General features: G+C 45.8%; 14 protein-coding genes and 1 tRNA gene. 7 read left to right on the top strand and 8 right to left on the bottom strand.

What is annotated here, in order from left to right; all coding sequences use genetic code 11:
- Positions 1 to 5: 5 nt before the first annotated feature.
- A complete protein-coding gene (gene rpoC, locus DD616_RS16330) occupies positions 6 to 4,208 on the top strand; it encodes a DNA-directed RNA polymerase subunit beta' (protein WP_013857949.1) in 4,203 nt (1,400 codons plus the stop codon).
- A gap of 90 nt (positions 4,209 to 4,298) precedes the next feature.
- Here the strand turns inward: rpoC and DD616_RS16325 are convergent, their stop codons facing one another.
- Positions 4,299 to 4,793: an Rsd/AlgQ family anti-sigma factor gene (locus DD616_RS16325; protein WP_013857948.1), complete on the bottom strand. Its 495-nt coding sequence runs from the start codon at positions 4,791 to 4,793 to the stop codon at positions 4,299 to 4,301.
- Between the two features lie 180 nt (positions 4,794 to 4,973).
- Between DD616_RS16325 and nudC the strand changes: the two genes are divergently transcribed.
- The 4 genes from nudC to DD616_RS16305 all read left to right on the top strand — a co-directional run bounded on the left by nudC (position 4,974) and on the right by DD616_RS16305 (position 8,868).
- Positions 4,974 to 5,759: an NAD(+) diphosphatase gene (nudC, locus tag DD616_RS16320; RefSeq protein ID WP_170889804.1), complete on the top strand. Its 786-nt coding sequence runs from the start codon at positions 4,974 to 4,976 to the stop codon at positions 5,757 to 5,759.
- Between the two features lie 249 nt (positions 5,760 to 6,008).
- Positions 6,009 to 7,076 carry a uroporphyrinogen decarboxylase gene (gene hemE / locus DD616_RS16315; RefSeq protein WP_208871925.1) on the top strand — a complete coding sequence of 356 codons (1,068 nt, stop codon included), beginning with the start codon at positions 6,009 to 6,011 and terminating at the stop codon, positions 7,074 to 7,076.
- Positions 7,077 to 7,177: 101 nt separating this feature from the next.
- Positions 7,178 to 7,816 carry a TetR/AcrR family transcriptional regulator gene (locus tag DD616_RS16310; RefSeq protein ID WP_013857945.1) on the top strand — a complete coding sequence of 213 codons (639 nt, stop codon included), beginning with the start codon at positions 7,178 to 7,180 and terminating at the stop codon, positions 7,814 to 7,816.
- Between the two features lie 89 nt (positions 7,817 to 7,905).
- Entirely contained in the window at positions 7,906 to 8,868 is a 963-nt protein-coding gene (locus DD616_RS16305; protein WP_017047549.1) for a hypothetical protein, read from the top strand.
- A 37-nt stretch (positions 8,869 to 8,905) separates the two neighbouring features.
- Here the strand turns inward: DD616_RS16305 and DD616_RS16300 are convergent, their stop codons facing one another.
- The 7 genes from DD616_RS16300 to rsgA form a co-directional block, all read right to left on the bottom strand.
- Positions 8,906 to 9,991, bottom strand: coding sequence for a murein hydrolase activator EnvC family protein (locus tag DD616_RS16300; RefSeq protein ID WP_231140426.1), 1,086 nt, complete (start codon positions 9,989 to 9,991; stop codon positions 8,906 to 8,908).
- Positions 9,992 to 10,212: 221 nt separating this feature from the next.
- Positions 10,213 to 11,745: a 2,3-bisphosphoglycerate-independent phosphoglycerate mutase gene (gpmM, locus tag DD616_RS16295; protein WP_013857941.1), complete on the bottom strand. Its 1,533-nt coding sequence runs from the start codon at positions 11,743 to 11,745 to the stop codon at positions 10,213 to 10,215.
- A 156-nt stretch (positions 11,746 to 11,901) separates the two neighbouring features.
- On the bottom strand, positions 11,902 to 12,789 hold the full coding sequence (locus tag DD616_RS16290) for a DMT family transporter (protein WP_208871924.1): 888 nt from the start codon (positions 12,787 to 12,789) through the stop codon (positions 11,902 to 11,904).
- Positions 12,790 to 12,901: 112 nt separating this feature from the next.
- Positions 12,902 to 14,782, bottom strand: coding sequence for a methyl-accepting chemotaxis protein (locus tag DD616_RS16285; RefSeq protein ID WP_208871923.1), 1,881 nt, complete (start codon positions 14,780 to 14,782; stop codon positions 12,902 to 12,904).
- A gap of 297 nt (positions 14,783 to 15,079) precedes the next feature.
- Positions 15,080 to 16,495, bottom strand: coding sequence for an SLC13 family permease (locus DD616_RS16280; protein ID WP_208871922.1), 1,416 nt, complete (start codon positions 16,493 to 16,495; stop codon positions 15,080 to 15,082).
- A 213-nt stretch (positions 16,496 to 16,708) separates the two neighbouring features.
- Entirely contained in the window at positions 16,709 to 17,566 is an 858-nt protein-coding gene (gene asd, locus DD616_RS16275) for an archaetidylserine decarboxylase (protein ID WP_094124511.1), read from the bottom strand.
- Between the two features lie 175 nt (positions 17,567 to 17,741).
- Positions 17,742 to 18,803: a small ribosomal subunit biogenesis GTPase RsgA gene (rsgA, locus tag DD616_RS16270; RefSeq protein WP_013857936.1), complete on the bottom strand. Its 1,062-nt coding sequence runs from the start codon at positions 18,801 to 18,803 to the stop codon at positions 17,742 to 17,744.
- Positions 18,804 to 18,957: 154 nt separating this feature from the next.
- On the opposite strand from rsgA, the gene orn reads away from it, so the two are divergent.
- Both orn and DD616_RS16260 read left to right on the top strand, forming a co-directional pair.
- The gene (gene orn, locus DD616_RS16265; protein ID WP_010318948.1) at positions 18,958 to 19,503 is read left to right on the top strand and encodes an oligoribonuclease; all 546 of its coding nucleotides are present in this window, start codon (positions 18,958 to 18,960) and stop codon (positions 19,501 to 19,503) included.
- Positions 19,504 to 19,679: 176 nt separating this feature from the next.
- Positions 19,680 to 19,755 (top strand) — tRNA-Gly (locus tag DD616_RS16260).
- Positions 19,756 to 19,846: the final 91 nt, after the last annotated feature.

Here is a 19,846-nt window from a genome sequence, read left to right as displayed (position 1 = left end):
TGATTGTGAAAGACTTATTAAACTTTCTAAAAGCACAGCATAAGACCGAAGAATTTGATGCAATCAAAATCGGTCTATCTTCACCTGACATGATTCGTTCATGGTCTTTTGGTGAAGTTAAAAAACCTGAAACGATCAACTATCGTACGTTCAAGCCTGAACGTGATGGTCTGTTCTGTGCGCGTATTTTTGGTCCAGTCAAAGACTACGAATGTCTTTGTGGTAAATATAAGCGTCTGAAACACCGTGGCGTGATCTGTGAAAAATGTGGCGTTGAAGTTACACAAACTAAAGTTCGTCGTGACCGTATGGGCCACATCGAGCTTGCATCACCGGTTGCTCACATCTGGTTCCTAAAATCGCTACCGTCTCGTATCGGTCTGCTAATGGATATCCCTCTACGTGATATCGAACGTGTTCTTTACTTCGAAATGTATGTAGTAACAGAGCCGGGTATGACGGATCTAGAAAAGAGTCAGATGCTTACTGAAGAAGAGTATCTTGACCGTCTAGAAGAGTGGGGCGATGAGTTCACGGCGAAGATGGGCGCAGAAGCGATCAAAGACCTATTGGGTTCAATGGATCTTGTCGCTGAAACAGAGATGATGCGTGAGGAGTTACAAACCACTAACTCTGAAACTAAACGCAAAAAACTGACTAAGCGTCTGAAGCTTGTTGAAGCGTTTATCAGCTCAGGTAATAACCCTGAGTGGATGATCCTGACTGTGCTTCCGGTACTTCCGCCAGATCTACGTCCTCTAGTACCACTAGATGGCGGTCGTTTTGCGACATCTGATCTGAACGATTTGTACCGCCGTGTGATCAACCGTAACAACCGTTTGAAGCGTCTTCTAGAGCTAGCAGCTCCGGACATCATCGTACGCAACGAAAAGCGTATGCTGCAAGAGTCTGTTGATGCGCTACTTGATAACGGTCGTCGCGGTCGTGCGATCACAGGTTCTAACAAGCGTCCTCTGAAATCTCTTGCTGATATGATCAAGGGTAAACAAGGTCGTTTCCGTCAGAACCTACTTGGTAAACGTGTAGACTACTCAGGCCGTTCTGTAATCACAGTAGGTCCATATTTACGTCTGCACCAGTGTGGTCTTCCTAAGAAGATGGCACTTGAGCTATTTAAACCATTTATCTACAGCAAGTTAGAGACTCGCGGCATGGCCACGACGATCAAAGCAGCTAAGAAAATGGTTGAGCGTGAAGAAGCGGTTGTTTGGGATATCCTAGACGAAGTGATTCGTGAACACCCAGTACTACTAAACCGTGCACCAACACTGCACCGTCTTGGTATTCAAGCGTTCGAACCTGTACTGATTGAAGGTAAAGCGATTCAACTGCACCCACTTGTGTGTGCGGCGTATAACGCGGACTTCGATGGTGACCAAATGGCGGTTCACGTGCCTCTAACTTTAGAAGCACAGCTTGAAGCTCGTACACTGATGATGTCGACGAACAACATTCTGTCGCCAGCATCAGGTGATCCGATCATCGTACCTTCACAGGACGTGGTCTTGGGTCTGTACTACATGACTCGCGAAAAAATCAACGCGCAAGGTGAAGGTATGTACCTGGCTGGCCCTAAAGAGGCTGAGAAGGCATACCGTACTAAGACAGCGGCGCTACACGCACGCGTTAAAGTACGTATCACTGAAACCGTTGTTGATGAAGATGGTTACAGCACAACTGAGACTAAGATGGTCGATACGACTGTCGGTCGTGCCATGCTATGGCAAATCGTGCCTAAAGGCCTGCCATACAGCATCGTGAACCAGAAGCTTGGTAAGAAACAGATCTCAAATCTATTAAACGAAGCGTATCGTAAGCTTGGTTTGAAAGATACGGTCGTATTTGCTGACCAAATCATGTACACCGGTTTTGCTTATGCAGCACTGTCAGGCGTGTCAGTTGGTATCGACGACATGGTTGTACCAGCAGCGAAATACACTGAAATTGCTGAAGCTGAAGAAGAAGTACGCGAAATCCAAGAACAGTTCCAATCAGGTCTTGTTACGGCGGGTGAGCGTTACAACAAAGTTATCGATATCTGGGCGTCTACCAACGACCGTGTTGCGAAAGCGATGATGGATAACCTATCTTCTGAAACCGTGATCAACCGTGATGGTGTAGAAGAACAACAAGAATCGTTTAACAGCATCTATATGATGGCTGACTCGGGTGCTCGTGGTTCTGCTGCTCAGATTCGTCAGCTTGCAGGTATGCGTGGTCTGATGGCGCGTCCAGATGGTTCAATCATCGAAACGCCTATCACAGCAAACTTTAAAGAAGGCCTGAACGTACTACAGTACTTTATCTCTACCCACGGTGCACGTAAGGGTCTAGCCGATACAGCACTTAAAACAGCGAACTCAGGTTACCTGACTCGTCGTTTAGTAGACGTTGCACAAGACGTTGTGGTAACAGAGCATGACTGTGGCACTCAAGAAGGTGTCGACATGATGCCTCATATCGAGGGTGGTGATGTTAAAGTTTCTTTAACTGAACTGGCTCTTGGTCGTGTTGTGGCTGAGGATGTGATGAAGCCAGGCACTGAAGAAGTACTTATTCCACGTAATACTCTGATTGATGAGAAGTGGTGTCAGATTATCGATGAGAACTCTGTCGATAATATGAAAGTACGTTCAGTGGTAACCTGTGATGCGGACTTCGGCTGTTGTGCGCTATGTTACGGTCGTGACCTTGCTCGTGGTCACCTAGTGAACCAAGGTGAGGCAGTCGGTGTTATTGCTGCTCAATCTATCGGTGAGCCGGGTACACAGTTAACGATGCGTACGTTCCACATCGGTGGTGCGGCTTCTACTGCTGCGGCAGAGAACAGCATCCAAGCGAAGAACAAAGGTTCTGTGAAACTTCACAACGCTAAGTTCGTTATCAACAAAGATAAGAAGCTGGTTATCACATCTCGTGCATCAGAGCTGACTATCATTGACGAATTTGGTCGCACGAAAGAAAAACACAAACTGCCTTACGGCTCTGTGTTGAGTAAAGGTGATAACGACGCGGTTGAAGCTGGTCAAACAGTGGCTAACTGGGAAGCGCACACCATGCCAATCATCACTGAAGTGGCTGGTCGCATCCAATTCGTTGATATGATTGATGGTGTAACGGTTTCTCGCCAAACAGATGACCTAACGGGTCTATCTTCAAGCGAAGTAACCGAAGCTGCCGCTCGTCCAGCAGCAGGTAAAGATATGCGTCCAGCTATCAAACTTGTTGATGCGAAAGGTAAAGATGTCATGATCCCTGGTACTGATATGCCAGCTCAATACTTCTTACCGGGTAAAGCGATCGTTAACATCGAAGATGGTGCTGAAGTTGGTATTGGTGACACATTAGCGCGTATTCCACAAAAATCTGGCGGTAACCGAGACATCACGGGTGGTCTACCTCGCGTAGCTGACTTGTTTGAAGCTCGTCGACCAAAAGAGCCTGCGATTCTTGCTGAGCACACAGGTACTGTGAGCTTTGGTAAAGAAACCAAAGGTAAACGTCGTCTAATCATCACTCGTGAGGGTGACGAAACTTATGAAGAAATGATTCCTAAGCATCGTCAACTTAACGTGTTTGAAGGTGAAAAGATCGAACGTGGTGACGTTATTGCTGATGGTCCTGAGACTCCGCACGATATCCTACGTTTACGTGGTATCCATGCTGTAACGTCTTACATCGCTAACGAAGTTCAAGAAGTTTACCGTCTGCAAGGCGTTAAGATTAACGATAAGCACATTGAAACTATCGTTCGTCAAATGCTACGTAAGTGTACGATTACTCATGCTGGCGACTCTGAGTTCCTAGCGGGTGAGCAAGTTGAATACTCACAAGTGAAAGTTGCAAACCGTAACCTAGAAGCCGAAGGCAAACAGCCTGCTCGTTTCGAGCGTGAGCTACTAGGTATTACTAAAGCATCTCTAGCGACTGAATCGTTCATCTCTGCGGCATCGTTCCAAGAGACAACTCGCGTACTAACAGAAGCGGCTGTTTCTGGTAAACGTGATGATCTTCGCGGTCTGAAAGAAAACGTAATCGTTGGTCGTCTGATCCCAGCGGGTACAGGTTTCGCTTACCACCAAGAACGTCAAGCTAAACGTGCGGCACAGCTAAAAGGCCCGTCTGCTGAACAAGCGACAGATAACCTAGCGGCACTGCTAAACGCAGGTTTCTCTTCTGAAGAGTAATCTCAGCGCTGATTAAAAAAGGCACCTTCGGGTGCCTTTTTTGTTGCGCTTAATTAATCTACGCGAATGATTACAGCAAAATATTCAATATTAAGCACCAGGAGGGATAGCCAAGCTGTCCGCGATAAGTTGAATCAAACTGTCTTCCACTCCAAAACGCACTTCAATAATTTCACCAATTAGCGAAAGGTCGTTGTCAAAGTTTTCGAGATCATCCTCATCACTCACTGCCGCGTATTTATCTGTAAAATTGAGTAACGGCTCGGTAGTAACAATAATTTTCCCATAAGTCTGATTAATTTCATCGGTGGCTTCAAAGCCGGTTGCACGCCACCTATCCATCACCATATCGTAGATTTTGAAGTGACCTTCGGAAATATAATCCACCAGTTGTTGGCAAAAACGTTGCAGCTCTTCTGGCGAGGGAAGCCCGTTAACATTCGTTTTGGCGGTGCAAGGTTGCAGCGCGGCTAATTTGCAATACTCTACAATTAAGGTTTGTCGCGTGTTTAACCAGTGATCAATAACGTCACTGTAACCGCCCCATTGCTCTTGTGTGCGTTTTAGTTTTTTTAGCATGACCATGCCCTCATGATCGGGTCACAAAGCTGGTGACCGTTTCCTTTGCGTAGGGTTGCACTTCGTAGATACAACTCATTGTCCTTACTAGAATTTATAGAACTAAATTTGGAACGTTACAAATTCTGGTATGAATTTAGATTGCCAGTAAAATGGGGTAACTGCAAGAAGAGAGGTCGCAACATGTTGAAAAATAGTGATACAAAAATCGCTTATTGGTGTGTAGTTTCCGGAAGTGAGATCTGGACCATCAATGGTGAGTTACCGCTAGGATCTGCGGGCGAATATTCCCTGCCTTTAGAAAAAGCGGTGGTGGTAGATAGTTGTGATGGTTACCCAGTGATGTGGGTTAATGATGCCGATCTTGATGGCGAGCGAGAAATGACTTCATTACGCGAATTGTTGCACCTCAAACCAGAACTATTTTTGGCGATCAGCAAGGCGCTTCAATATGGTCACATGAGCCAAACGTTACGTTTTTGTCCACAATGTGGTGGGCGAAATTACCTAAACCATAACCAATTGGCGATGCAATGTTCTGAGTGTCGAACGTTACATTATCCGCGTATCTTTCCTTGCATTATTGTCGCGGTACGAAATCAGGATAAAATTTTATTGGCCCAGCACCCAAGGCATCGTAACGGCATGTATACCGTTATTGCTGGTTTTTTAGAGGTCGGGGAGACGTTAGAGCAGTGCGTGGCACGTGAAGTGCTTGAAGAAACGGGGATTCATGTGAAAAATATTCACTATTTTGGTAGCCAGCCTTGGGCATTTCCATCGAGTATGATGATGGGCTTTGTGGCGGAATATGACTCTGGCACGATAAAACCCGACTATAGTGAATTGAGTGATGCGCAATGGTTTTTAGCAAGTGCTTTGCCTCCCGTTGCGCCCGAAGGGACGATAGCCAGAGCATTAATAGAGCACACGTTAAGCGAAATCGAGAAAGATTCACTGCCGCATTGCTAAAAAAAACCCTCCGGTGAAGGAGGGGGTAAGTAAGATGTCGTTATGAGATGCCGAGTACAGAGTACTCAGTTTATAATTATAGTTTTCGCTAGCGAACAAATTTTTAACACCGTTAAAGGTTGCTTGCAAATTAACCATTGATTTAAAAGTTAATAACATGATCTCGCTTGCAAAGCACACCGTTTTTGGCGCTTATTCAGTGCTAGAATAACGCCACAAAAAATAACAAGCTTTAAATTGGAAGACGGAATGACTGAATTAAAAAATGATCGCTACTTGCGTGCACTGTTAAAACAACCTGTCGATTGCACCCCTGTATGGATGATGCGCCAAGCGGGACGTTACTTGCCAGAGTATCGCGCAACGCGTGCCGAAGCGGGCGATTTTATGGCGCTGTGTAAAAATGCTGAGCTAGCTTCTGAAGTGACATTACAGCCATTACGTCGCTTTCCATTAGATGCCGCTATTTTATTTTCTGATATTTTAACCATTCCTGACGCCATGGGATTGGGTTTGTATTTTGAAGCGGGAGAAGGGCCAAAGTTTGAACGCCCGATCACTTGTAAAGCCGATGTCGATAAAATTGGCTTACCGGATCCGGAAGGCGAACTGCAATATGTGATGAATGCCGTACGCCAGATCCGCAAAGATCTACAAGGTAAAGTTCCATTGATCGGTTTTTCAGGCAGCCCATGGACACTCGCGACTTATATGGTGGAAGGTGGCAGCTCAAAAGCCTTCACTAAGATCAAAAAAATGATGTACGCCGATCCTAGCGTGCTGCACGCCTTGCTCGATAAACTGGCAGACAGTGTTATTGAATACCTTAACGCACAAATCAAAGCGGGTGCTCAGTCTGTTATGATTTTTGATACTTGGGGCGGAGTACTGACGCCGCGCGACTACAACCTCTTTTCACTACAGTATATGCACAAAATTGTGGATGGTTTAATTCGTGAAAATGAAGGTCGCCGCGTACCCGTCACTCTGTTTACCAAAAACGGTGGCATGTGGCTGGAGCAGATTGCAGCAACGGGTTGTGATGCTGTAGGGCTTGATTGGACCATCAATATTGCCGACGCCAAAGCGCGTATCGGTGACAAGGTGGCGCTGCAAGGTAATATGGACCCATCTATGCTTTATGCTCCGCATGATCGTATTCGCCAAGAAGTGGCGACCATTCTTGAAGGGTTCGGTCATGGTGGAACGGGCCATGTCTTTAACCTCGGACACGGTATCCATTTAGATGTGCCACCGGAAAATGCGGGCATATTTGTTGATGCGGTGCACGCCTTGTCTAAACCGTACCATCAATAATAGGTTTGCGGTGCCTTATCGCCGATAATGCACCGTTTCTCACTCTCATCCTGTTATTTGATAGGAGCAGGTTCACAGAGGTAAAGAGGTAATAAGACAAGATGAAGACCAAAGATAAGATCGTTTATGCTGCATTAGCGCTGTTTAATGAACATGGTGAAAGAACGGTGACCACTAACCATATCGCAGCACATATCGAAATCAGCCCAGGTAATTTGTATTATCACTTTCGTAATAAACAAGAAATTGTTCGTGATATTTTTGCTCTCTATTCAGCAGAGTTACTCGAACGTTTTCAGCCGATTGCGGCACAGCGCGAAAGCTTAACTCTGTTAAAGCATTATCTTGATTCGATCTTCACTTTGATGTGGAAATACCGTTTTTTCTATGCCAATTTACCGGAAATCCTGCAGCGTGATGAAGTACTACATGGTGAGTACATTCAAGTACAAGAAAAGCTGCAAACTAATCTCATTAATATTATGCACGCTTTTGTTGAGCTGAAATTGCTGTCTGTCGGAAAAGAAGATATGCAATCTTTAGTGACCACTCTCCATATGACGGCCTCGTGTTGGTTGAGTTATCAGTCAGCGATGTTTTCCAAAACGCAGATCACCGAGCAAGTGATTCATCAAGGCATGTTACAGATGATCGCAGTCGTTAAACCCAAAGCAACGGAACAAGGTCTTGAACAGCTTCTATTATTAGAGGAAGGTGTGCGGGCGATGCACGCATCATAATCTGTGCTTAGTTATAACCTTTGAGTATTGTTCTTAATCCTTTGAAGCTGTTAGCTTCTTAGCTATACATCTCTAAGGGTGGTGTTGATATGCACTATGACGTTTTTAACGGTGATGCTGATGGCATCATCTCTCTTCTTCAGCTGCGGCTTGCTTACCCTCGCACGACGACCCTAGTTACTGGGGTTAAGCGTGATATCAAATTGCTCCAGCGTCTTAATCTTCAATCCCGAGATAGTCTGACCGTGTTAGATATTTCGATGGAGAAGAATCAGCGACCTTTACAGCAGGCTCTTGCGGCGGGGGTGACGGTGTTTTATGCCGATCATCACTATGCAGGCTCAATCCCCGAGACTCCGCTGCTTGACGCCCATATTGATTTGGACCCTAATACTTGTACGGCATTAATTATTGATCAGTGGTTAGGTGGTCCGTTCCATGAGTGGGCGATTGTGGCAGCTTATGGCGATAATTTGATTGCTAAAGCGGATACTTTAGCGCGCAACGCGGGGCTAACTACCACTCAAGCCGAACAACTAAAAAACTTAGGCACCTTGATTAACTATAACGGTTATGGAGAGACGATAGAGCAGCTTCATTATCACCCCGCTGATTTGTACCAAGCCTTGCTAGTTTATCCTTCACCGTTTGATTTAATGAAGGATGACAACTCCCCTTTTTATCATTTGCAGCACGCTTATGAGCAAGATATGCAGCTCGCTCAGTCGTTAGAGCCTATCTATAAAAGTGCCTGTTTGAGCGTGTACGAGCTGCCAGATTGTGCATCATCACAGCGAGTGAGTGGTGTGTTTAGTAATTGGCTAGCCAATCAAGCACCCGCCGCGGCACATATGGTTTTAACGGTAAATTCATCGGGTGGTTATACCGTTTCGCTACGTGCTCCATTAGCCAATAAACAGGGAGCGGATAGGTTATGCAGCGCCTTTGCAACCGGAGGCGGGCGAGAAGCAGCGGCGGGTATTAATTCGTTGGATAAAAGACAATTGACCCAATTCATTACTCAAGTAGAAGCGTACTATTCATCACACTAACGCTCGCCCGGATTAACTGGGTGATGAATGTGTTTTGCTAGCGACTGAGCCAGCGTGTTGGGTCTTCGGCTTTACTGTTGCGACGAATTTCGAAATAGAGCGCTGGCTGAGATTGACCGCCAGTGTCGCCCGCTAAAGCAATGGTTTCACCAGCGGTGACTTTATCGCCCTCTTTTTTGAGCAAACTTTGGTTAAAGCCGTATAAGGTCATATCGCCTTTGCCATGATCGAGCAAAACCACCAGCCCATAACCACGTAGATATTCAGCAAACACGACCGTGCCAGAATAAACCGCTTTGACGTTTTGACCATAATTGGCGTCAATGACTAGACCTTTCCAATCAATTTGTCCACTTTGACGTGTACCAAAAGCATGCAGGATTTTGCCTTTGACTGGCCAAGGTAGCTTGCCTTTTTGCGGCGCTAACCCATCCATTAGCACAGCGTTACGTTTTGCTGCTTTGGCGATTTCCGCTTGTAATCGCGTTTCATTGCGTTGCAATTCAGCTAAGTAGACTTTATCACCGGAAATGCTTTTTTGAATTTTACCCACTGTACTGCGTCGTTCTGACTGCGTTTTTGCTAATGTAGCGCGCTTTTGGGTCTGCTGTTCCAATAGAGAGGCGATTTGGTCTCGTTCAAGTCGCAGCTGTTTTTCACTTTCATTGAGTTCTTTTTGCGTAAGTTCAAGCTGTTGGATGGTTTGGCTGCGTGCCTTCGCCAAGTGTTGGTAATACTGGCTGATGCGATCTTCTTCCACGCCATTATTGAGTATGTTGGATGAGGCTGTCGCTCGCTGAGTGGCGTAATAGGTTTTGATCAGTTGAGCTAATTTGGCGGTTTGTTGTGTTTGTTGTGTTTCTAAGGCCGTGATCTTTTGCTTGAGTTTAGCGATATTAGCGTTAGCCACTACTAATTCTGATTTGGTGTTTTTGATCTGATTTTCTAGGCTTGAAATACCCACTTCTTGCTTTTTAAGCGCATTTTGCAACGAATCGAGCTCTTTTTGTCGATTATTTAACGCTTGCTGCTGACGAGAAATTTCGCCTTTCACCCCTTTTAGCTCTTGTTGTGTGGCAGCCATTAACGGTGAGCTGGAGAGGCAAGCTAGCCCTAACACCATCACTAGGCTAAGTGCATGCCACCAAGTCGTTATAGTAAGTGGGTGTGGTGAAGGCTTGTTTCTCATCCGTTTTCAAGTCTCTATCGACAAATTAGTGAGTCAGTATACTCAAAGCCATCCGCGAGGCGAAAGCCCTATGTCAAAACTTGCAATCAAATCGAGTTCTTGGGCGAAAAAAAGCCTCGATATTTATCGAGGCTCAACATCACGTGGTTGGTGAGTTATTTAAACAACACTTGACCAGACATTTCTGCAGGGATGTCCATGTTCGATAGAGCAAGCATCGTTGGTGCTAGGTCAGAAAGCTTACCACCATCTTTTAGCTTAAGATCTTTGCTACCGACGTAGATAAGCGGCACTGGCAGATTGGTATGTGCGGTATGAATGCCCCCTGTTTCTGGGTTCACCATCATTTCTGCATTGCCGTGGTCTGCTGTGATCAGTAGCTGGCCATCGACTTCTTTAATCGCTTCAACCACTTTTCCGATACACTCATCAAGCGCTTCGCATGCTTTCACGGCCGCTTCGTAAATACCAGTATGACCAACCATATCGCCGTTCGGGTAGTTACAGATAATCGCATCGTATTTACCCGATTTGATTGCCGCAACGAGTTTTTCAGTCAGTTCAGGCGCGCTCATTTCCGGTTGCAGATCGTAAGTTGCCACTTTAGGTGAAGCAACCAATTGGCGCTCTTCGCCTGGGAATTCGTTCTCAACACCACCGTTAAAGAAGAAGGTGACGTGCGCGTATTTTTCTGTTTCAGAGATGCGCAACTGAGTTTTGCCCGCCTTTGATAGCCACTCACCGTAGGTGTTTTCTAGTGATGCTGGTGGAAACGCGCACAGCAGAGGAATGTCGGCGGCGTATTGGGTTAGCATCACAAAGTCAATTGCTGGGAACTTCGCACGTTCAAACCCGTTGAAATCTGGTATGAAGGCACGAGTAATTTCACGTGCACGGTCGGCGCGGTAGTTCATGAAAATCACGGCGTCGCCATCTTCAATCGCAGCAGAGTCTTGGCCTTCAGCTTTGATTTCTGTCGCTTTAACAAATTCATCATTTTCTTCACGTGCGTAAGCGGCTTCAAGGCCTGCCACGGCGGAATCAAAAGTAAATTCTGCTTTGGCTTCAACCAATAGGTCGTAAGCTTTTTGTACGCGTTCCCAGTTGTTATCGCGATCCATGGCGTAGTAACGACCAATCAGTGAGGCGATACGACCTTTACCTAATTTAGAAAATAGGTCTTGGAAGCGTTGCAATGAGGCTTCGGCACTGCGTGGTGGCGTATCACGGCCATCAAGGAAGCAGTGGAGGTAGATTTTCTCAGCGCCACGGGCAGCAGCCATTTCAACGGCAGCGTAGATATGATCTTCATGCGAGTGAACACCACCTGGCGACATTAGCCCCAATAGGTGAACCGCTTTGCCCGCTTTGATGGCTTTATCCATCGCGTTGACTAACACTTCGTTTTGTTGGAATTCACCATCAAGAATTGATTTAGTAATGCGTGTCAGGTCTTGGTAAACAATACGACCAGCACCGATATTGGTGTGACCGACTTCTGAGTTACCCATTTGACCATCCGGTAAACCTACATCCATACCAGAAGCAGAAATCAGAGTGTTTGGGTTGTTTGCAATTAAGCTATCCATGACTGGAGTATGTGCATTGCTGATTGCGTTGTGTGCGTTATCTTCACGGTAACCCCAACCGTCAAGAATTACTAAAGCCATTGGCTTCTTAGCTGACATAGTTATGACCTCGTCAAATTCAAAGTAACTTAAACAGAAATTAGCGTAATTTTACTACACTTTGAAGCGATTGCAGTAGGTTAAGATCAATGATTCTCCCTATCAATGCCTATAAAGGTAGCCTATTGATCAACATCGGTGCCTTTTTAGCGCCATTTAATAAACTAAAATTCCCGTCCCAAGCACGGCAAATAGTGCACCACACCAAGCGAAGCGGTTGGGCCGCTGTTTGGTATACATCCATAAAATAGGCAACAACATAATGGGCGTGGTTGAGGAGAGCAAGGCCACCATACCCACGTTGCCTTCACGCAGTGCGTAGAGAATTAATGTCATTCCGACCGCCATCGCAAGAAAACCGTTGATGGCAGTAATGGTAAAAATGGGCAGCGTAATGGCTTGAGTGGCGCGTGCTAATTTTGCACCAGTAGCCAACAGTAAGCAGTGTGCGGTGAAGGCGGTGAGCATTCGAATCGCGGAAGCGGCGATGGGGTCGATCCCCGTTTGCATCACAGGTTTGGCGATGATCCCACCCAATGCTTGGCATAGAGCCGCGATAAGGCCAAGTGCAATGCCAACCCATACTCGGCCTTTAATTGCTTCCAATGCATTATGATTTTGCCCTCGGCGGCCAAAAAAGATGGCCGTTAGAACGCCTGAAAAGACAAAAGTCGCGCCCACTAGCTCTGCATGGCTCATGCTTTCGCTGAATAAAAAATAGCCGAGAATGGCCGAAAAAACGGCATGGCAGGAAAAGAGCAAACCCGCTTGTCTTGGCCCCATGCGATTTAAACACGCAAACAGCGCCGTATCGCCAATGAATATGCCAATCAACCCCGAATACATCATGGGTGTCACCATCTCGCTGTTTACCGTTGTCCAGCCGCCAGTTGCCAGCGCCATGCTCACTAAAATGAGAGAAGTACAGCCCATCCGCCAACGGCTATAAGCAAAGGTTCCTAAATGGCGAGCGGGAGTAACAGACAGTAAACTGGCTACTGCCCAAAGAAACGCGGCAGCAAGCGCGAGCCATTCGTAGCCCATGTAAACATCCTTGAACGAGGGAAGGATCTCAATATGCCTTAAGCGCTAGGGGAAAACAAAGGGAATTTATGGGCTTGCCTCAATGTGATTAAAAGAGGCAAGCCAAGAGGATTTATACTTTGAAGCGGCGAATATCGTTACGCATGGCTTCTGCCGATAAATGCATTTCATGAGCGCTGTGGCTGCTCTGCTGAGTTTGGCTTGCAAGGTCATCAGAAGCGTCTTTGATACCTTGTGTATTGCGGCTAATGTCTTCGCTGACGGCTCGCTGCTCTTCAGCGGCACTGGCAATTTGCAAGGCCATATCATTGATCTCGGTAATGGCTTGCGTGATCCGCACTAAACTGTCGTGAGCTTGTTCGGCATAGTCAACACTGTGGTCGGCCAGTTTGGTGCTGGCTTCCATATTCTCGACCGCATGTTGAGTATTGCGCTGCAAGGTTTCAATCATGGTGCGGATCTCTTCCGTTGAGCCATGTGTACGTTGGCTGAGCACACGAACTTCGTCGGCTACCACAGCAAAACCACGGCCTTGGTCACCTGCGCGGGCCGCTTCAATCGCTGCATTGAGTGCTAACAGATTGGTTTGTTCGGCAATACTTTGAATGGTGGATAGGATCTGGTTGATACTTTGAGCATTGCTCTCCAACTCTCGGATCACTTTGGCCGCACTATCGACCTGATTGGCTAAGTGAGTAATGGAATCACGATTCTTTTTGATAACCGCCTGCCCGTCATCACAAGCTGAGGCCGATGCTTGTGATGCGCTAGCGGTCAGTTCGGCGTGGCTAGCCACCTCAGCGGCGGTAGCCGACATCTCGTGAATCGCGGTGGCTATTTGGTTGACATCATTTTGTTGGTGCTCAACTCGCATGGAAGCTTGAGCAGAAAGGTCATTGGCGTCTTGTGCTTGCTGGGAAAGTTGTTGGCTACGGCTGACGATCCCTTTCAGCATCTCCTGCATTTGACTTAAAAAGAGATTCACTTTCTCGGCCAATTCACCGATTTCATCCATGCGTCGAATGTCGATGCGTTGGGTGAGGTCACCCTCTCCTTGCGCTAATTGCGCTAAAGCGTTCGACAATACCTGCAGTGGTTGCAGTAAGCGGGTTACAACCCAAGTGCTGATGCTGGCGATAATAATGTAGAGCACTAAAGAGGCAATGGCGGTAAAGGTTATTTGCTCAGAAACCGAGGCGTAGGCCATCTCTTTATCCACCACAATGCCCAGTAACCAATCGGTATTTGGTATTTGTGAGACGTAAATTAATTTGTTGCCTTGCTTTGGCCAAGCGATGGTATCCACGCGATTTTCTCGAGCTAAGCTGGCCATGTGCTGAGAATCCAATTCACTGTTTAAATTGGTTAAAGGTTTTTGGCTTAAAGCTTCATCTTGGTAGGCAACAATGTTGTTATTACCATCAACCAAAAACGCAAAACCTTGATTGTTCAGTTTAACATTCAGCACTTCTTTAATGAGATTGGTTACCGTTAAATCGGCGGCGAGTACGCCTTGTTTTTGACCTTTAAAAGCTTTGGCGAAGCTAACTACGATGCTGCCATCAAAATCTTGGTAGGGTTCGGTAATTATAAGCCCCGATTGTGCCATTGCATCTTTATACCAAGGGCGCGTTCTTGGATCATAATCACTTGGCCAATCTTCGGTTTTATCACCATAAGCAATGCTGCCATCACTAAAACCAGCATAAACAGAAAGAAAATCACCGCTCTTTTTAGTCACCAGCAATGCTTGGTCAGCATTGTTATTATTGGCAATAAAAGGTTCATTGGCCAACATCATATTGCTGCGGATCCCAAGCCAATCACTGATGTAATGGCGAGTAGCAAGACTGGTATTTTCCATTTCACTATTAATGGCATAGGTCGTTTCTTGCTGTAATTGACTGACGGAGATCCAAGCTTGGACGCCACTGACGATTGCGATGATGATGGCGATAGCGACTTGAATTTTAAATTTGATGGTATGTCTCATGGGTTATGTCCCTAGAACGGTTTGACAACCGCGTGTCGATAGCTCAGATCAGGAAAAGATGAATTAACGGCTCCTACGCTTAGTTGCAGCGAAATGATGAAGCCGTTTCATGTTTCTTCAGATAAATTAATAAGTAAATCAGAGTAATCCTACGAGAATGTAGCTTTGATTAATATGATCGTGCTCGATTATTGTTCATCTCGTTGATTTGCTTTTACTTAGTTTTAGGCTGGAATGATTCATCTTTGCGACCTGCATTCAGTCTTGACGCTCAATGCAAGTCGCAGTCACCAAAGGTTAGGTTAGTAATAGCGCGGCAGTATAGACAATGCACAAGCCAACAACGCCAATAATCAGACCTGTTTTGGCCATGTCTTTACTCTCAATAAGCCCCGTAGAATAGGCCAGTGAGTTCGGCGGTGTTGAGACAGGTAAAATCATACCCAGTGAGGCAGAAAAGGCGACAACCACTAACAAACTTTGTATACCACCAATACTGGCCAAGCTTTCCATGGATGTGCCAATCGCGGCGGCGATCGGCATGAGTAAGTTAGCGGTCGCGGTATTGGACATGAAGTTTGCCATGAGCCAACAAACGAGCGACAGGGTGATGACGACCGAGATAGGCGATAGAGAACTGTAATCAATCGCGTGAGCTAATGCTGAAGCGAGCCCTGTTTTATCTAGCCCAATTCCAATCGCTATCCCGCCAGCCACTAGCCACAAGACGTCCCAGTTGATCTGTTTCAGTTCCTCTTTGCCCATAATGCCGGTGAGTGTAAAAACCGCCAAAGGAATAATAGAAACCACATAGGTGTTCATGCCGTGTAGAGAGGTGGTCATCCACAGCACTATGGTGGCGGCAAAAGTAATGTAGACCACGATTGCACGCCAATTTTTTTGGAATGTTCCGTTTAGTTTCAGCACCATCTGTTTTTCTGAAGAGGGAAACAGTTTTTGTAGCAAAAACCAAGCTAACGTGAGCTGAATAATCACAAACGGCAAGCCCATCATCATCCAAGAAAAGAAATCAATGCTATTGCTTCCGGTGAGATATTGCAGCGCGATTGCATTGGGCGGCGTACCGATAGGCGTGGCAATACCACCGGTATTCGCTGCAATCGGAATGCAGAGCACTAAGGCTTTGATGCCTAAATCCCCTTTTGGAGCTGAAGCGACGATCGGCCCGAGCAGCGCCAGCATCATCACAGTCGTCGCGGTATTGGACATAAACATAGAAAATACCGCAGTGATCAACATTAGCCCCAGCATAATAAAGCGGGGTTGAGTACCAAAAGGTTTGAGTAAAACTCGGGCTAAGTTGTTGTCCAGTTCATATTTAGAAGCAGCAATCGCCAGTGCAAAGCCGCCCATGAACAAGATAATAATCGGTGAAGAGAAAGCGCTGAAAATATCGGTGTACTTCATTAACTCGCCGATATCATGCCCAGCGGGTGGCGAACGAAAGAGATGCAAGCCTTTATCTGAAATCATCACCAATTCGAGCGCAATGATCAAAATGGAGGTGGCAAATACAGGAACTGGCTCCAATACCCAAAGCAGAGCAGCCAATAAAAAAATAGCCAGTAATCGATGTTGAATTAAGGTTAAGTCATCAATCGGTATTGCATCAATGGGCATCAGTAAAACACCGATGGGCAGCAAAAAGCAGATCGCAAGCTTTATCAGCATTCCCGTATTCATGGTAGGCATATCACATGACCTTCATTAGGTTAACTTGAAGTAACTAGCGTAAATGATATGTGAATGAAGGTCTTAGACGCGGCTTGAAATTTTGAGTTTTAGCGAAGTAATATGCAGCAGCTTTGTTTTTTATCAATAAAGAAAAAAAGCGAAATATCTAGAGGCGTTAGCTCTGAACATGCAGAGCTAACGCATTCGGCAGGGAACATTAAGAGATGGCGATTAACGTTGCTGTGCGTATGGAGTACCCATAACCGTTGTAGCATTGTGTTGCATAGACTCATCAAAGCGAATTTTATCTTTTGCAAACAGGTTGATCACCGTTGAGCCTAGCTTAAAGCGACCCATCTCTTGTCCTTTTTTCAGTACAACAGAGGTATTGCCTTGGGCTGGATAATCCCAGCGATAAACGGTATTGCCGCGCGGAGGCGTGACAGTACCTGACCAAACTAGCTCAATACTGCCAACAATGGTCGCTCCGACAAGCACTTGTGCCATTGGGCCAAACTCAGTATCAAAAATACACACCACGCGCTCATTGCGAGCAAACAGGTTCGGTACATTTTCGGCGGTTAGTGGGTTAACCGAGAAAAGATCGCCCGGAACATAAATCATTTGACGTAACACGCCATCGCAAGGCATGTGTACGCGGTGGTAGTCGCGAGGTGATAAATAAAGCGTGGCAAATTCGCCATCTTCAAACTCTTGCGCCAGTTTGGCATCACCACCGAGCAATTCTACCGCTGTAAAATGGTGGCCTTTCGCTTGAATAAGCTTGCCATCTTGAATCGGCCCGAATTGACTAACGCAAGCATCGGCCGGATGGGTGATTAAGCTATCACCGTCACTGATTGGCCGAGCATCGGCTTTCAATTCACGAACAAAGAATTCATTGAATGTTTTGAAATGGCTAGGATCTGAATACAGAGCTTCATCCATGTTGACATTATATTGTTTAATAAACCAACGAATGACTGCAGTGGTTAGACCGCCAGCTTTCGCTGATGCGAGTTTACCCATCAGGCGTGTTAAGCCATGTTGTGGGATCCAGTATTGCAGTCCAACTTTAATTTTATCCATTGTCTCTGATTCCAATGTTAACTGTATGTTCTTCACTTTGGGCGCGAGATGTTACTGAAAAACTCTCACCATGTCAGCAGTTAGTCACCATTGCTTACGGATTATTCGATGGCGACAGATAAAAAATTTATCGATCAAGTCTGCGGACATTTGCCGGGGTAAAACTCGATGCTATTTATAAATCCGCTTTTTTGTTACGCGAATATTGGCGGTTAGCTTTGTTTTCCGACATGCTTTCTAAAATTCGGTGGTAGTTCTCAAAGCGCGTGTTACTAATATCACCTTTTTCCACGGCTTCACGTAGTAAGCAACCCGGATCGTCAGCGTGTTTGCAGTCTCTAAACTTACAGCCGCCTAAGAAGGGACGAAATTCGACAAAGGCTTCAGTGATCGCTTCAGCTTCCAAGTGCCATAAACCAAATTCACGCACTCCCGGCGAGTCGATCAAATCACCGCCTGTAGGGATATGATACAAGCGAGCCGCAGTGGTGGTATGTTGACCAAGTCCAGATGCTTGAGAAACTTCACCTTCTTCAATTTCATCTTCCAAATTTGGCATTAATGCGTTCACTAGGCTGGATTTACCAACGCCAGATTGACCAACAAATATGTTGATCCGTCCGCCAAGTTCCGCTTCTAACTCAGCAATCCCTTCACCGCTTTTTTTGCTGACAAAAAGCACTTTGTAGCCAATGCGTTCGTACACACGTAACGACTCTTGATATTGGTTACGCAATTCATCGCTGAGTAAATCAATCTTATTCAGTACCACTAGTGGCGCAATATTCACGGTTTCTGAAGCGATCAAATAACGGTCGATGATATTGAGTGACAGTTCCGGTAGTACGGATGACACAATGACCATCTGATCAATGTTTGCCGCTACTGGTTTCAAACCGTCGTAATAATCTGGACGAGTCAGAACCGATTTGCGCGGTTCAACCGCTTCGACAACGCCAGAGATACCCGCCATCGATTCGAGTCCAGGGCGCCAAATAACACGATCTCCTGAGACCAGCGTTTCAATGCCTCGGCGCAAATTACAGCGGTGGATGGTGTGAGTCTCTAAATCTTCAACATCGGCATGTTGGCCAAAACGAGTAATCACTAACCCAGTTTTTGCGGTGCCGAGCATGGCTTCATCCCACGAAACTGTGTCCTCTTTTTTGAGTCGTTTACTCTGATTATTACGAACGCGTCGTACTTGACCTTTCGTCAGCTTCTTTTTCTTTGCCACGATTATCTACTTCATGATTATGATACGTTTTGATCCAACGTTGAGATTTTACTCAAAATCATACCGTTTGGATCCAATGTCCAAAGGTATCTTGGGGATCTGAATTTGGGTATAGTACCTTTTTTATCTGCAAACCAATATAGGCAACGTATTTATGTCTTTTAGCGATCAAAACTTGATTTGGGTTGATCTTGAGATGACAGGCTTAGACCCTGAAACTCACAAAATTATCGAGATTGCCACCATTGTAACTGATAGTGAGTTGAACATTTTGGCTGAAGGCCCAGTGTTGGCTGTTCATCAATCAGAAGCTGAATTGGCTAAAATGGATGAATGGTGCACCACCACACATACCAAAAGCGGTTTGGTCGAGCGAGTACGTCATGACTCAGTGACACAACAAGAAGCGGTTGAACAGACCATTACGTTTTTGGAAAAGTGGGTGCCTAAAGGTAAATCTCCGATTTGTGGCAACAGTATTGGGCAAGATCGCCGCTTCCTTTATAAACATATGCCTGAGCTGGAAGCCTACTTCCATTACCGTTATGTGGATGTCAGTACGCTAAAAGAGCTGACTCGCCGTTGGAAGCCAGAAGTATTGGATGGCTTTTCTAAGCAAGGTAGCCACCTGGCTTTAGATGATATTCGTGAGTCTATTGCTGAGCTTCAGTACTACCGTAAGACCATATTCAGTATTTAATTTTCAGAACGGCATTTTTTGCTGATGGCGTGTTAACCAGTTTTTGTGATTAATGCGCCATATTTGCGTTCTTTTTCGTCAAAAAAAAAAAAAAAAGATTTTTTGTCAGTAAGGGCTTGCATCATAAGAAAATGCTCTTATAATTCGCAGCCCTGAACAACGGAAACGTTGTGAATGCGACACTAGCTCAGTTGGTAGAGCGCAACCTTGCCAAGGTTGAGGTCACGAGTTCGAACCTCGTGTGTCGCTCCAAATTCTTTTCGAAGAAAAGAATAGCGCCGCACAACCTAGTTAAGGTTGAGGTCACGCCTCTTTGTTTAAAGAAAGTGAACCTCGTGTRTCG

This window comes from Vibrio anguillarum, assembly GCF_003390515.1.
Classification (GTDB): Bacteria; Pseudomonadota; Gammaproteobacteria; order Enterobacterales; family Vibrionaceae; genus Vibrio; species Vibrio anguillarum.
The sequence above is the reverse complement of the archived record's forward strand: the minus strand, read 5'-3'. Positions and strand labels throughout refer to the sequence as shown.